This window comes from Actinomyces sp. oral taxon 175 str. F0384, assembly GCF_000223355.1.
GTDB classification, from domain to species: domain Bacteria; phylum Actinomycetota; class Actinomycetes; order Actinomycetales; family Actinomycetaceae; genus Actinomyces; species Actinomyces oris.
In genome coordinates, this window is record NZ_AFUR01000006.1 from 661,729 (window position 1) to 676,098 (window position 14,370).

The 14,370-nt window shown below is 68.6% G+C and carries 8 protein-coding genes; 2 read left to right on the forward strand and 6 right to left on the reverse strand.

The window, feature by feature from the left end; genetic code table 11:
- Positions 1–99: 99 nt before the first annotated feature.
- The 6 genes from HMPREF9058_RS11320 to HMPREF9058_RS11345 all read right to left on the reverse strand — a co-directional run bounded on the left by HMPREF9058_RS11320 (position 100) and on the right by HMPREF9058_RS11345 (position 10,484).
- Entirely contained in the window at positions 100–546 is a 447-nt protein-coding gene (locus HMPREF9058_RS11320; protein WP_009747803.1) for a universal stress protein, read from the reverse strand.
- A 28-nt stretch (positions 547–574) separates the two neighbouring features.
- Positions 575–1,987, reverse strand: coding sequence for an MFS transporter (locus HMPREF9058_RS11325; RefSeq protein ID WP_009407314.1), 1,413 nt, complete (start codon positions 1,985–1,987; stop codon positions 575–577).
- 202 nt (positions 1,988–2,189) lie between these two features.
- Positions 2,190–3,299 (reverse strand): putative glycoside hydrolase, encoded by a 1,110-nt coding sequence (locus HMPREF9058_RS11330; protein WP_009407206.1) that lies wholly within the window; start codon positions 3,297–3,299, stop codon positions 2,190–2,192.
- Positions 3,296–5,851: a GT4 family glycosyltransferase PelF gene (gene pelF, locus HMPREF9058_RS13650; protein ID WP_009407352.1), complete on the reverse strand. Its 2,556-nt coding sequence runs from the start codon at positions 5,849–5,851 to the stop codon at positions 3,296–3,298. The genes HMPREF9058_RS11330 and pelF overlap by 4 nt, the downstream gene beginning before the upstream one ends.
- A complete protein-coding gene (locus HMPREF9058_RS11340) occupies positions 5,848–7,215 on the reverse strand; it encodes a hypothetical protein (protein ID WP_254654138.1) in 1,368 nt (455 codons plus the stop codon). The genes pelF and HMPREF9058_RS11340 overlap by 4 nt, the downstream gene beginning before the upstream one ends.
- A 668-nt stretch (positions 7,216–7,883) precedes the next feature.
- Positions 7,884–10,484 (reverse strand): ATP-dependent Clp protease ATP-binding subunit, encoded by a 2,601-nt coding sequence (locus tag HMPREF9058_RS11345; RefSeq protein ID WP_009407122.1) that lies wholly within the window; start codon positions 10,482–10,484, stop codon positions 7,884–7,886.
- Between the two features lie 1,120 nt (positions 10,485–11,604).
- Between HMPREF9058_RS11345 and HMPREF9058_RS11350 the strand changes: the two genes are divergently transcribed.
- Positions 11,605–12,165 (forward strand): hypothetical protein, encoded by a 561-nt coding sequence (locus HMPREF9058_RS11350; protein WP_139019028.1) that lies wholly within the window; start codon positions 11,605–11,607, stop codon positions 12,163–12,165.
- Between the two features lie 19 nt (positions 12,166–12,184).
- Positions 12,185–14,293 (forward strand): hypothetical protein, encoded by a 2,109-nt coding sequence (locus HMPREF9058_RS11355; RefSeq protein ID WP_009747737.1) that lies wholly within the window; start codon positions 12,185–12,187, stop codon positions 14,291–14,293.
- Positions 14,294–14,370: the final 77 nt, after the last annotated feature.

The window sequence follows — 14,370 nt, forward strand, 5'->3', positions numbered from 1 at the left end:
ACATAGCGGCGGATGCCCGCCACACTTCCGCGTGGCGGGCATCCGCCGCCGGTCCGATCGCGCAGGATCCGACGCGTGCGTCCGACGTCTATCCGGCGACTAGGGAACGACGACGAGGACGTCGCACTTCGACTTGCGGAGCACCTGGACGGAGACGGCTCCGAAGATACGGCCGAACAGCGAATCGACGCCTTTGGATCCGACGATGACGAGGTCCGCCTCGGTCTCCAAGGTGACGAGGGTGACGGCATTGACCGCCGTGCCCTCGACGACGACGCCCTGGGCGAGGGCGACGCCGCGCTCAACGGCGGTATCACGCGCCTTCTCGACGACGGCGTAGGCCTGGTCCTCGGTGAGCCCGCCCCGCACATCGGCGACGGGGGCGGACTCGTTGATGCGAGCCTTGTCCCGCGCCGAGACGGGGTCGAAGCCGGCGACGAGGAGAAGAGCGGCGTCGCACAGGCGAGCCATCTCGCAGGCGCGATCGATGACGTGGGTGTTCGCCTCGACATCGCCGACTCCGGCGACAATGGTGGTATAGGTCACGGATGACATCCTTTCGTGGGGCACCCGGTCAGGCCACGGCAGTCTCAGTGGCGGACACGGCGGCGGCGCGCACCCGCGGGTCCGCGTCCTTGACGGTGTCGATCCACTCGATGAGCAGACCGGCGATGACGAGGAAGACTGCGACGAAGAGCATGGCGTTGACCGGGTGATCGCCGAGCAGGTGCTTGTAAATGGGACCGAAGGTGAGGGTCTGGATGAACTGGGGGATGACGATCATCATATTGATAACGCCCATGTAGACGCCTCGGCGCTCCTTGCGGATCATCTCAATGGCCATGATGTAGGGTACGCCCGTAATAGAAGCCCAGGCCACACCAATGCCGATCATGGGCAGGTAGAGGACCGCGGTGTGGCCGGGGCTGCCGATGCGGGTGAGCAGGACCAGGCAGACGGCGGCGAGGCACAGCGCCGCGGTGTGGACGTGCTTGGGGCCGATGCGGTCGGACAGTCGCGCCAGGAAGAGGGCGACGACCGTGCAGGAGACGTAGTAGGCGACCATGAGCCCGGTGGCGAAGCCGGAGGCGTCGTTGAAGGCCTCGGTCTTGGCGTACCCCGGGTCGGACAGGTTCACGCCGAAGTAGGTGACGGCGCACATGAGGCCCAGGTACTGCCAGAAGACGTTCATGGCGTACCACTGGAAGAGGTAGACCAGGGCCATCTTCTTCAGGCCGCGGGGCATCTCGACGATGGCGACGCCGATGTCCTTGACGAAGCCGAAGGGGCCCTCCTCCCGCTTCTTGCGCTCGAGCTCGACCAAGCCCTCCGGCGTGGGCGGCAGCTCCTTGGTGGAGAGCACCGAGATGAGCACCGAGCCGATGGAGCACACCGAGCCCACCATGAAGGCGCCGAAGACCCAGTAGGGGATGCCGGCGGCGGTGGCGCCCGCCAGGGTCTTCTCCAGAACGACGAGGGTCCCGGCGGCCAGGGCCGAGCCGGCGCCGATGAACAGGGACTGGGCGAGGAAGCCCTTGGCGAGCTGCTTGGAGGGCAGGCGGTCGCCGATGAAGGCCCGGTAGGGCTCCATGGCCGTGTTGTTCGAGGCGTCCAGCAGCCACAGGCACAGCACCGCCATCCACAAGGCGGTGACGAAGGGCATGAGGAACAGGAACACGGAGCAGCCGACGGCCCCGATCAGGAAGAAGGGCTTACGGCGTCCCCACTTCTCGCTCCAGGTCCGGTCCGAGAGCGCCCCGATGAGCGGTTGGACGAGCAGGCCGGTGACGGGTCCGGCCAGATTGAGGATGGGGATCTCGTCAGCGGAAGCCCCGAGGAACTGGTAGATGGGCGACATGGCGTTCTGCTGCATGCCGAAGGAGTACTGGATGCCGAAGAATCCGACGTTCATCAACAGGATCTGAGCAGTGCTCATCATGGGCTTGTGCGCGATGTCCGCCGCGCTATTCTGGGAAGTCTGTGCCATAGGTCATCCTTGTCCTGGGTCCTGTGGAACTCTGTCGACGCCGCCCAAGACGGACGCCGCGCTTCCTGCCCGAGAGAACGCTGTACGGGACGGCGGGGATCTCAGGAAGTCAAGCAGGTCAATGATCCACCCAACATGACTAACGTTTGACAGGTCTTTAGCCCCATTATCGGATCTCGCACGAGCCGGACCGGGTCATGACTCATGCACGCAGGGCAATCATCCCACAATGCGCGCTGAGGGGCACCTCCAGAGCCAGCGCCTCACCGTCCGGGTCCCCGGTGGGCCCCGGTGACCTGAGGCCCGCCGGGAGACGCACGGTGCCGCCTCCCTCCTCGCCGAGCGCGACAGCGGCCACTCCGCCCTCGAACTCGCGCACCCAGGCGCCCGAGGTCCTCCGGGGCCGTCCCAGCGGGCGCCCCAGGTCGGCGTCGAGGGCGGGGAACCAGGCAGTGCGGGAGTAGTCGTCGTGACCGGTGGCCGTGTAGGCGCCCTCCCCTCCCCCGAAGACCCAGAAGGCCGCCAGCCCGTAGAGGCCGGGGGACGTGCGGGCACCGGACATGGAGCCGCCGCCCCCGCCGTCGGGCGTGCGCACGATGGACAGGCCCGGCCCTCGCAGCTCGTGAATCTGGGCCAGGGCCGTGGCCTCATCGAAGAGGTGATGGTCCCCCCAGCCCAGCCAGCACTCGTCGAAGCCACCACCCCAGGCCGAGTGGCGCTCCCAGCGGCCGGGTTCCCGGCGGGCCTCGGCCACGTTGGGGATGAGGATCTTGCCGACGCCGTTGAGGCCGGCACCGGCCTGGTCCACGAAGATGTTCAGCTCGGCGCGCAGGGCGGCGGTGTCGGCGATTCCGTCCAGGGGGAGGTCCAGGCCGTAGTAGTCGTCGAAGACGTCGTTGTCCGCCATGACGCCGTCGAAGGCGGTCTCAGCGGTGGCCTGGCAGACCTCCTCCACCCAGCGGGCGCGGTAGTCGGGGTCCCACACACGGGCCTGGAAGTGGCCGGGGTAGGTGTTCCACTCGACCAGGTCGCCGTTGTCACGCCTGGCGAGCCAACCGCGGCGGAGGGCCTCGCGGTAGGACAGCCCGGAGGCGCGCATGGAGTCCGGCTCGAAGTCTCGCGTGGAGGACAGGCACCGGTAGGCCAGGACCGTCATGTCCGGTCGCGCCTCCTTGAGGCGGGCTGCTGCCTCGGTCTCCCAGGGCTGGAGGATCGCGGCCCGGTAGTGGGCGATCGCGAAGTCCAGCTCCCCGGGCTCGAGCGGGTTTCCGTAACGGATCCAGGCGCCGACGCCGCCGGTGCTGCTCCTCATGCTCCTCCTCGGTCGGCGCGGGTACCGGTCTGCTCGCCGGCACCGCCCTGACGGTAGATCTTGTTGTAGGAGGCGTTGACCTTGACCAGGTCGTAGGCCGCCTCCACGCGGCCGCGGGCGTTGAGGCTCAGGCGCTCGTAGAGATCGACGTCGCTGATGACCTCCTGGACCTTGTCCGCCATGACGGCGGGGTCACCGGGCTCGATGATGATGCCGCAGGGGTCCCAGGTCTCCCCCTCGTCGGTGACGATCAAGTCCTCGACGACGGAGCGCACGGCGCCGACGTCGGTGCTCACCGTGGGGATGCCGGCCCCCATGGTCTCCAGGGAGACGACCGGCAGGCCCTCGTTGTAGCTGGGCAGGACGAACAGGTCGAACTCAGGCAGGAGCTCACGGACCTTGACGGTCCCGCGGATGGTGATGACGCTCTCCAGGCCCTGCTCGACGATGCGGGTGAGGCACTGCTCGAAGTAGGAGGGCATGTGCTCGGTGGGCCCACACACGTCCAGGTGGATGTTCAGGCCCCGGTCCACCATGAGGCGCACCGAGTCGATCATGTCCAGCAGCCCCTTGATGGGTACGACGCGGGCGATGTACACCAGCTTCCACAGGTGCTTGTCCGCGCCCTCCTTCTTGATCTCCTCGATGGCGGCCAGGCGGGCGGCGTAGGAGGCGTCGAACTCCGAGGTGACGATGCCGTTGGGGATGACGATGGCTCGCCCGGAGTCACCGCCGAGCTCATTGGCCTCGGTGATGGCCCGCGGGTAGAGGTAGGTGGAGGCGTAGGCGTAGGGGTAGCACAGGCGCCCCATCTCCAGCCACCAGGCCATCCACATGCGTTCGCGGCCGGTGACGTCGAAGGTGCGGTAGTCGGTGAGCCTGACGTTGAGGTCCAGCCGGCGTTCCAGGAGGGTGTTGACGGTGTCGCGCACGTAGAGGTTGTGCTCGGTCAGCAGCACCTTGGTGCCGTGCTCGCGGGCGGCGTTGACGCCCAGCAGCATGGCGTAGCCGGTGGTGTGGGCGTGGTAGACCTGGGCGCGCGGGACCGGTTCGGCCAGGACCGCGTAGGCCAGGGAGAAGAAGTCGCGCAGGCACCAGAAGATGTCGGTCATCGACATCCCCAGGTCCGGCATCATGTCGTGATAGGCCTCCATGAACTCGCGCGTGCCCAGGATCGCCCAGACCGGGTAGCGGCGCGAGGCGCTCAGGCCCTCGCTGATGAGGTCCCACAGCGGCTCGGTCTGGCCGTCCTGGGCCAGGGCGAGCAGGGCCCCCAGGATGCGCCGGGACAGCTCGCGGCGCTGGCGGCGGTTCATGCGCAGGTCGCGCGGGCGGGCGCGCAGGAAGTCCTCCTGGTGCTCCTCCATGGACAGGTAGAGGACCTTCACCCAGGCGACGTTGTCCGGCATGCCGTAGAGGTCCTTGAGCGGCGAGTGGGAGTCCCAGGTGATGTGGATGATCCCGAAGGTGAGGTCCGGGTTGCCGGTGATGATGTCGTGGACCACCGCGGAGACCCCGCCCTTGAGGTAAGGGTAGGTGGACTCCATGACGATGGCGACGTCGACGTCCACGTAGACGCCGTCCTCGGGGACGCCGTCGGGCAGGACCTGCTCATCGGGCTCGGGCTCCGGCTCCTCGGGGGGCGGGAGCAGCTCGGCCGCGCTGGCGGGGGCCTCCTCGTCCTCGGCCTCCTCCTGGGCGGCCTGCTGCTGGGACAGGGGGATGGCGGCGGCGTGGGAGGCGGCCGAGGCCACGGACTCCCAGGCGATGGCGGTGGGTGCGGGGGTCTGCTGGGGCTCGGGCTGGTCGGGCTGTGGGAGGACGGACTCCTGCGGGGCCGGCTCGGCGGGGGCTGAGGGCTTCGGCCGATCCGCCTCCTGCCGGGCCGGCTCGGCGGGGACCGAGGAATCGCCGTGCACCGGGGGCATGGAGGGCTCAGAGGGCGCTCCGGCTGCAGCGGCGTCGGAGGCCCAGGTGGAGGGGGCAGCAGGGACGGCAGGGGCTTCGGCGTCAACGAATGGCTCCGACGCGGTGGAGCGGGGGGCGGCCGGCTCCACGGGTGAGGAGGCCGAGGCACCCGAGGCAGCCGGCGCGGCCGAGCTCACCGCGCCGAAGATCGGGGAGTCGAGGACGTCGGAGCTCTGCGGGGAGCTCGGCTCCGGGCTCTTGGGGCGGGGCTGGACCACTCCGTAGCCGGCCGGCGCCGGGGTCTGGACGACGCCGTAGATCGGCGCGGCCGGGATCTCAGGAGTGGAGGCCGAGGCCGAGGCCGGCTCGGCAACCGGTTCGGTGGCGGGCGGGTCAGTGGATGGGACGGCGGGCGAGCCTGCGGAGGGGGTGGCGGCCGAGGGCCCGCTCAGGGCACCGCCGGTGGTGACGACGACGCCGTATCCGTCGGGGCCGACCTTGATCCTGGGGCCGGCCTCCTCGCCCCGGTCGCCGATGCCAGGGGCGTCGTCGGGACTGGGCATCGGGGCGTAGCCGCCGGCGGGAGCCGAGTAGCGCAGCGGAAGACTCTCCAGGCGGGCGCGGAAGGAGGATGACGAGCTCACCAGGACATGGCCTTTCCCCAGAAGAACGAGTACTCGGGTGCGGCCCACCGCTTGCGGTAGAGCAGCAGCCCCAACGCGCACAGCAGCAGGTCGACGCCGGCCAGCGGCAGGTAGGCGGCGGCGTCGGCCACCTTGAGCAGCAGGGCCGCGGCGATCGCCACGTGGATGCCGGACAGGAGCAGAGCGGTGGTCGAGTCGCCGATGTGGTCGATCTCGTAGCTCAGGAGCGTCAGCACCGTGAACAGGGTCGAGGCGAGGCACACCTCGAGGACCAGCGGGACCTGCTCGGTGGACATGAGCGCCATGGAGCACACGACGACGATGACGCCGGCGACCCCCACGATGCAGGCGCGAATGAGGCTGGCGTCCAGCAGCCGACGCAGCGTGCGTCCGCGCTCGCGCAGACTGGCCATGCCCTCACGCTTGAGAACCGTCTGGAACAGGGCGATCTCGGTGTTGACCCGGGGTGCGGTGACCGCGAAGTAGTAGCAGTAGGCGACGACGGCGGGCTGGAGGCACAGGTAGACCAGCGCCACGTCGAAGTCACGACCGGCGCCCAGGAAGAGGAAGAACTTGTCCGACCACAGCACTCCTCCCAGGATCGCACCGCGCAGCATGTCCTGCACGAGGATGCCGGTGGCGACCCCGCGGGGCCGCAGGATCCTTCCCAGGCTGCGCCCCATGGACAGGAGCTGGCTGAGGGCCCCGACCAGCGGGGGCAGGTACCACCAGGTCGGCTCGGCGACGAGTGCGACGGCGTAGCAGAGCCAGCCCACCGACCACAGGCGGCGGCGTCCGGCGACGTCGGCGACGATGAGCGACTGGACGAAGACGACGTGCAGGAGGAGCAGGGCGGTGTGGACACCCAGGACGTGCAGGTTCCAGCCGGTCACGGCGGCCACGACGAGGATCTCCAGCGCCGTGGGCAGGAGCGCCCACAGGAACAGCGCCGGCCAGATGGAGCAGTAGCGCTCCAGGACCGCCCGCGGGCCACGGCCGATGGAGTCGCCCAGGAGCCGGTAGACGGGGGTGCCGATGATCTGGCTGAGCCAGGGCACGGCCACTGACACGCTCAGGACGATGACCGGCAGGCCGGTGCCGCTCACCGTACTGGCGGCCATCTTCTGGGAGACGACGGGGAAGCTCAGGCCCAGCAGGATCGCCGGGGACATGCCCAGGAGCATTGCCGCACCCCAGTGCCAGCGGGCCCCCGGGGCAATGCCGCCGCGCTTGAGCGCGCGGGTGGGCGGAGCCGTGACCAGCCCCAGGCCGATGAGGACCGTGAGGACCAGAACGCCGACGGTGACCTGCTTCGGCCAGCCGACCCAGGGCAGCACCGCCGCCACCACGCCGAGGACGCTCAAGGTCGCAGCAGCGTTAGCGGTCCGCAGGCGCGGAAAACGGTGCTGGTGGAAATGTCGCGGTTCGTATCTGAGTTGGGTCATGGGAGTAGCGGCACCAAGAATGCGTGAGCACGCACGGGCGATCCGAGCCGGACATTCCGGCGCCGCGACCGAGGGGTGTCGCGGCAGTCTGAATGAGGGCGGACAGGTACGGACAGTGAGGACGAGTAGGGGCGATAGCGGTTGAGACGGCCCCGCGCGGGGCGGGGTGACGACACCGATCGGCCATGTCCGAGGGACGACTTTCGACGGATCGTCACTCCACTGTATCGGGCAGAGGACAGACATGAGACGGTCAAGCCAAACTCTCAGAATATTCTCTTACTGCATTCAGGCGTCACTCACTTTTCATGTGCTTGCTCCGCAGTTCAGGCGACTACGAGGCCCGTGCATATTCGCAGCCGCACGCTTCACCCCGCACACTCCTGCGTCCACAATCATGGTCTCCACCTGGAAAAATGAGCATGGGGGCAAGGCGGCCCCACCACCTACTCCACGGTTCGCGCCAACGCGTCTTGCAGCCTGAGGGCCCCGACGCGCGGCGACGACGATGGGCCGCAACCCCAGCGGGGTTGCGGCCCATCGTATGGAACTGATAAGGGAACTGGACCGGGCAGAACCCGGCGAGGTCAGCGCCCGGGCTCGGCAGCCGGCGAGGCGCCGCCGCCGCGACTGATGGGCGGAGTGGAGATGCGCAGCGGGCCGGAGGCCCCGCCCCCGCCGCCGGCCGCGGCATCCTCGGCCTCACGCAGTGCGGCGACCTCGGCCTCGCCCTGCTCCCAGGGCTCACCGCGGAAGATGAACTCACCCAGGATGGACTCGCCCTCGGCGTCGACGATGACCTTCTGACCCCGCTCGAGCTCGCCGAAGAGGATCTTCTCGCTCAGGGCGTCCTCGATGTCGCGCTGGATGGCGCGGCGCAGCGGACGGGCGCCGAGCACCGGGTCGAAGCCGCGCTCGGCCAGGAGGTCCTTGGCGGCCTCGGTCAGCTCGATGGTCATCTGCTGCTCGGCCAGGCGCTTGTCGAGGCGCACGATCATGAGGTCGACGATCTGGCGCACCTCCTCCTTGGTCAGCTGTGGGAAGACGATGAGGTCATCAACACGGTTGAGGAACTCGGGCCGGAACTGCTGCTTGAGCTCGCGGTTGACGTGAGCCTTCATCTCCTCGTAGTCCATGGCGCCGGACTCGGTGGACTGGAAGCCGGTGGCCACCGACTTTCCGATGTCCTTGGAGCCGAGGTTGGTGGTCATGATGATGACGGTGTTCTTGAAGTCGACCACGCGGCCCTGGGCGTCGGAGAGGTGCCCGTCCTCCAGGATCTGCAGCAGGGAGTTGAAGATGTCCGGGTGGGCCTTCTCGACCTCGTCGAACAGGACCACGGAGAAGGGCCGGCGGCGCACCTTCTCGGTGAGCTGGCCGCCCTCGTCGTAGCCGACGTAGCCGGGAGGGGCGCCGAAGAGCCGCGAGACCGTGTGCTTCTCGGCGAACTCGGACATGTCGAGCTGGATGAGGGCGTCCTCGTCGTCGAACAGGAACTCCGCCAGGGCCTTGGCCAGCTCGGTCTTTCCGACGCCGGTGGGGCCGGCGAAGATGAAGGAGCCGCCGGGGCGCTTGGGGTCCTTCAGGCCGGCGCGGGTGCGGCGGATCGACTTCGACAGGGCCTCGATGGCCTTGTTCTGGCCGATGATGCGCTTGTGGAGCTCGGCCTCCATGTTGAGGAGCTTGGCGGACTCGGCCTCGGTCAGCTTGACCACCGGGATGCCGGTGGACATGGCCAGGACCTCGGCGATGAGCGCCTCGTCGACCTCGGCGACCTGGTCGAGGTCCCCGGACTTCCAGGCCTTCTCCTTGGCGGCGCGCTCGTCGGCCAGGCGGCGCTCGTCGTCGCGCAGGGAGGCGGCGCGCTCGAAGTCCTGGTCGTCGATGGCCGACTCCTTCTCCCGCTTGACCTGGGCGATCTGCTCGTCGATCTCGCGCAGCTCGGGCGGAGCCGTCATGCGGCGGATGCGCAGGCGGGCGCCGGCCTCATCGACCAGGTCGATGGCCTTGTCCGGCAGGAAGCGGTCGTTGATGTAGCGGTCGGCGAGCTTGGCGGCGGCCTCAATGGCCTCGTCGGTGATGACGATGCGGTGGAAGGCCTCGTAGCGGTCACGCAGGCCGGTGAGGATCCCGATGGTCTCCTCGATGCTGGGCTGGTCCACGGTCACCGGCTGGAAGCGGCGCTCCAGGGCGGCGTCCTTCTCGATCTTGCGGTACTCGTCCAAGGTGGTGGCCCCGATGGTCTGGAGCTCGCCGCGGGCCAGCATGGGCTTGAGGATGGAGGCGGCGTCGACGGCGCCCTCGGCGGCGCCGGCACCGACGAGGGTGTGGATCTCGTCGATGAACAGGACGATGTCGCCGCGGGTGCGCACCTCCTTGAGGACCTTCTTGAGGCGCTCCTCGAAGTCACCGCGGTAGCGCGAGCCGGCCACGAGTGAGCCCATGTCCAGGGAGTAGAGCTGCTTGTCGCGCAGGGTCTCGGGGACGTCGCCGTGGACGATGGCCTGGCTCAGGCCCTCGACGACGGCGGTCTTGCCCACGCCCGGCTCCCCGATGAGGACGGGGTTGTTCTTGGTGCGCCGGGAGAGGACCTGCATGACCCTCTCCATCTCCTTCTTGCGGCCGATGACCGGGTCCAGCTTGCCCTCGCGGGCGGCGGCGGTGAGGTTGCGGCCGAACTGGTCCAGGATGGCGCTGCCCGAGGGCGTGCCCTCCTTGGAGGGGCCGCCGGCGTTGACGGTCTCCTTGCCCTCGTAGCCCGAGAGCATCTGCATGACGGTCTGGCGCACGCTGGACAGGTCCCCGCCGAGGTTGGTCAGGACCTGGGCGGCCACGCCCTCGCCCTCGCGCAGCAGGCCGAGGAGCAGGTGCTCGGTGCCGATGTAGTTGTGGCCGAGCTGGAGGGCCTCGCGCATGGAGAGCTCGAAGACCTTCTTGCCGCGCGGCGTGAAGGGGATGTGGCCGGTGGGGGCGGACTGCCCCTCGCCGATGATCTCAATGACCTGGCTGCGCACGGCATCCAGGGAGATGTCCATGGACTCCAGGGCCTTGGCGGCCACTCCCTCGCCCTCGTGGATGAGGCCGAGAAGGAGGTGCTCGGTGCCGATGTAGTTGTGGTTCAGGGCCCGCGCCTCGTCCTGCGCGAGCACGACGACGCGGCGGGCGCGGTCGGTAAAGCGTTCAAACATCAGTAATTCCTCCTCGGCACGCGCTCAGTGCGGGACCTCTCGTCCGGTGGTGGCGAGGGATGTCGCAGCGCCGCGGAGAGATGGCGCTGAGAGCACGTGCTGACAAGGCTAACCAGGCCGACGCCCGGGCCATGCCCCTGTTCGCGGTAGGCGTGAGTAAGCCTTGAGCCGGGTCGGCTCAAGATGTGCGGCGCAGGGTCGGCCCGCCTCCCGGCGCCCCGCCTCCCGGCGCCCCGCCCCACCGGCCGCGGTCGTAGGTTACGTCTCGCGGTCGCACCCTTAACCCTCGACCGCGCGGCATAAGGTACGACCGCGGCGGCAGGGACAGCGTCGGCGCGCCTGCCGGACGGGAGAGCTGCTGCTTCAGCCTGCCAGAGGGGCTGACCCGGTCAGTGCGGTGGCTGCCGGCGTCACCTGGATGCACTGCACGAGGATGGGGCGCTACTGGAGGAGGGTTGGGGGTACTTCGGGTAGGTGGGGCCTTCGTGCAGTAGACACAACCCTTGGCCAGTGGATCCCGACCCTCGTGGAGCAGGCTTACTCGAGGCGAGACTCAAAGCGGAACCTGCGTCCAACCATGACCACCGGGACCCTGCGTAGACGGCGGGCAAGGGAGCGGTGCAGGAGGACCTGTGAGAAAGGTGCCGGGCTCTGCGGCAAGACCCACGGACTCTCGCTCCTGCGCGGCCCGGTGTCCACAGCGCCGACACTACCGAGCCTGCCGTCGAAGCACCCAGAGGGAATCGTTGAAATCCTGCGGTCTTTCTTCGGCGTGCAGCACCGATGCGGGGTTGATGTCAGCACCATGGACACCCATACCCCATCAGGACGGGCCCCCGGGGACCCACCCAGGGACCGCTGATTCCGGAGGAGCTCGAGCGCATGCGCGCCGATCGAGAGACCCGCCAGGCCTCGTCGTGATGAAGCGCCGCGCGGTCGTAGGTTAGGTCTCGCGGTCGCACCCTTAACCCTCGACCGCGCGGCATAAGGTACGACCGCGGCGGCAGGGACGGCGTCGGCACGTCCACGGGCACCTTGAGGCGGGGCCATTCTAGCGGCAGGGTAAGAACTGCCCGCAATTCTGCCGCACGATCCGGGGCGGCCCGCCACAATAGAGATCATGCCTCCCGTGACTTCTCCCGCCGACGCCGACTATCCCGCGGGAACAGGCAAGGGACGCATCAGCGTCTTCTCACTGACAGAGCCGTCCACCTCCCCCACCACGACTCCCACCGATCAGTGGCTCGTGGGAGCCGGGCAGGACTCACTGCTCCTGTCACCGCAGCCAGTGCACCACAAGATGTGCAGCAGCTTCTGCGGCCCCTTCAACCTGCCCCGCATCAGCACCGGCGGCCAGAAACTCGGCACCATCACACGTGCAGACAAGGTCTACCGCGGCGGCTGGGTCGAGAGGTACAAGGAGCCCGCCCCAGACGGCGAGGACGGCGAGGCGTCTGCGCAGGCAGCACGAGAGGTGGTCGATGTCGACACCGGTGCCGCCACCGACCTCAACGGCGAGCACGCCCAGGAGACAGGGCCGCCCACTGGTCCAGGGCTTCTCGTGATGAGGAGAACCGATCCCGACAAGCAGAGCTCGCCGTCGGTGCCGGTCTCCTGGCTCAGCGCCGACGACGACGGCCACCCCCACACCGAGAACCTCGAGCAGTTCACCAGCAAGTAGCGGCACGGAAGACAGCACGATGACCGATCAGCCCACAGGCGAGGACGCGGAGCCTCTCGCGGCTCCCACTCCCCTCACCTCAGAGAATCCCTACTCCTCGCTATCAGCCCTTGCCCGCCGTCGGCGCCCTCGCACGGCCCAGGAGCGCCGACGTGTCTGGTCGCGGCGGTTCGAGGGCCTCTTCTGGGCGTTGAAGGTCGGCGCCCTGCTCACCGTCCTCGTAGCGGCCGGCCTCTACCTGGCGTGGCGCACTGATCTGACGATGCGCTGGGTGCTCCTCTACCTCGGTCTCGCGCCGCTGGTCACGGCGCTCGTCCTGTGGGGGATCGGCATTCTCGCCTGGGAGGAGCCGGCCGAGTACTGGGTCGACTGGCGGCATCGGGCGAGGGCATGCTGGCGCATCATCAAGCGGCTCCTGCCCGTTGCCGGGGTGGCCGCCTGCGGCCTGCTCAGTGCCGGAGAGGCGCTGCGCCTGTGGCACGGCATCTTCATGACGCTGGATGCCAGCGCCGGCGAGCTGCTCGCCTTCGCGATGGCGGCCCTGGGGCTGGGTGCCTTCTTCGCCTTCGACCTCCTTCTGCGCGTCACCCGCTCCTTCTTCCCCGAGGTCGCACAGGCCTCCTCGCTCCGTTCACGGCTGCGTGACAGGTCGGCTCGTCTCTCACGCCTTCTACCCGCCCACCTCCGGGGCACCGGCTCCTGGAGCTCACGCATCGTTCTGGTGGCGATCCTCCTGGCCCCGTCCCTCGTGCTCAGCGCAAGCGCCTACCTCGCCCACAACTGGGACCGGTCCTGCCCGACCCCTGTGGCCGCGCCCGCCACCTTGCCCGCCTACCCGACCTCCTTCCCGTCTCAGGCAACCTGGACCCACGACATCCCCGCCGCGCTGGACGTGAACGCAGGGGCCGCTGGACCCCTCGTCCTCACCGACGACAGCCTCATCAGCCTGGATCCCTCCACCGGGAAGATCCGCTGGGACTACCACCGCCAAGGCAAGAAGTTCGCCCAGTACGGGGGACGTGTCAACGGCGTCCTTGGTGAGCGTCCCTGCCTCATCACCAGCCCGGACAGGCGCCACGTCGCCCTGACGCTCGGGGAGAGGGAGTTCCAGGGCAAGAGCTCCGACGACGATTACGGTCTGGAATCGGCCCTCACCATCGTCCTGGACACCGTGACCGGATGGGTCACCAACGAGCACCTCCACGACGGCAAGGCCGTCCAGCTCACCGACTCCGTGCTCCTGGCCGGCAGCACCATCTACTCGCTGGCTGACGACTCCGTCCTGTGGCGGCTGAGCGACGTCGACCTCGATCTCTCCGAGGAGGACCACCAGTACACAGGTACAGCGGGCCACGCCAGCCTCATTCTCGAGGAGAAAGCCCCCGGTAGCCTCAACGGGATCGGCCGTTTCACGCTCGTCCCGGATACCAACCCCCGCGGAGTCGTCAGGGACGTTCCGGCCGCCTTCGCCAACCTGGAGCCGCTCATCGTCGAGGGCTGGACAGTCACCTACCCCGACGCCACGAAGGACGAGTCCACTGGGTCCGAGTGGGACTACTCGAAGGCCCACCGCGCCCAGGCCGTCTCCCTTGACGCCCTGGCGAAGGTGCCCGGCGCCGACACCCCCACCTACGACCTGGGCCAGACCCTCGGCATCGCCCCAATGGCGTCCCACCTCTCCGGGAGGCTGGCCGTCCTGCCGGAGACCGCACCCGACCCAGTCGAACCGAACGAGAGTCGCTTTCCCGATACCTGGAAGGACCAGTCCACCGTCGCCACCACCTTCAACCCCAGGACTCGTGCTGTGCTGGCAGCCCCCCAGGACCCGGGGCTCGTCACCGCCGTCGGCGTCACCCGCGCCGACGACGGACAGGGACACATCAGCCTTCAGTCGGGAGACAAGTCGAAAGCCACCTCCATCCCCCTGGAGAAAGGCACAGTCTCCTTCGTTCCAGGAGCAGCCGGTCCCAACGCCGGCCTTGACGACTTCCTCGTCAATGAACCAGGAGGTAACGGCGGTATTAGCGCACTCAGCGCGCCGGGCGTCACGGTCGTCCTTCTACGCCCCACCTATGAGAGCCAGCCCACCGGCACACGCCTTCGTCTCTACGGACTGGCATGGTTGTGACAGCTTGGTTCGGCCCCGTTGTGACGGCCTGATCTGGCCCCGCGTGCGACTTGCCGGGGTGTTGACGGTCTGAACTG

What these genes read in the sequence shown, in the direction of transcription:
- HMPREF9058_RS11350 (WP_139019028.1), top strand. Translation starts at nt 11,605, where the DNA reads ATGCCTCCCGTGACTTCTCCCGCCGACGCCGACTATCCCGCGGGAACA.
- HMPREF9058_RS11345 (WP_009407122.1), bottom strand. Translation starts at nt 10,484, where the DNA reads ATGTTTGAACGCTTTACCGACCGCGCCCGCCGCGTCGTCGTGCTCGCG.
- HMPREF9058_RS11325 (WP_009407314.1), bottom strand. Translation starts at nt 1,987, where the DNA reads ATGGCACAGACTTCCCAGAATAGCGCGGCGGACATCGCGCACAAGCCC.
- HMPREF9058_RS11355 (WP_009747737.1), top strand. Translation starts at nt 12,185, where the DNA reads ATGACCGATCAGCCCACAGGCGAGGACGCGGAGCCTCTCGCGGCTCCC.
- HMPREF9058_RS11330 (WP_009407206.1), bottom strand. Translation starts at nt 3,299, where the DNA reads ATGAGGAGCAGCACCGGCGGCGTCGGCGCCTGGATCCGTTACGGAAAC.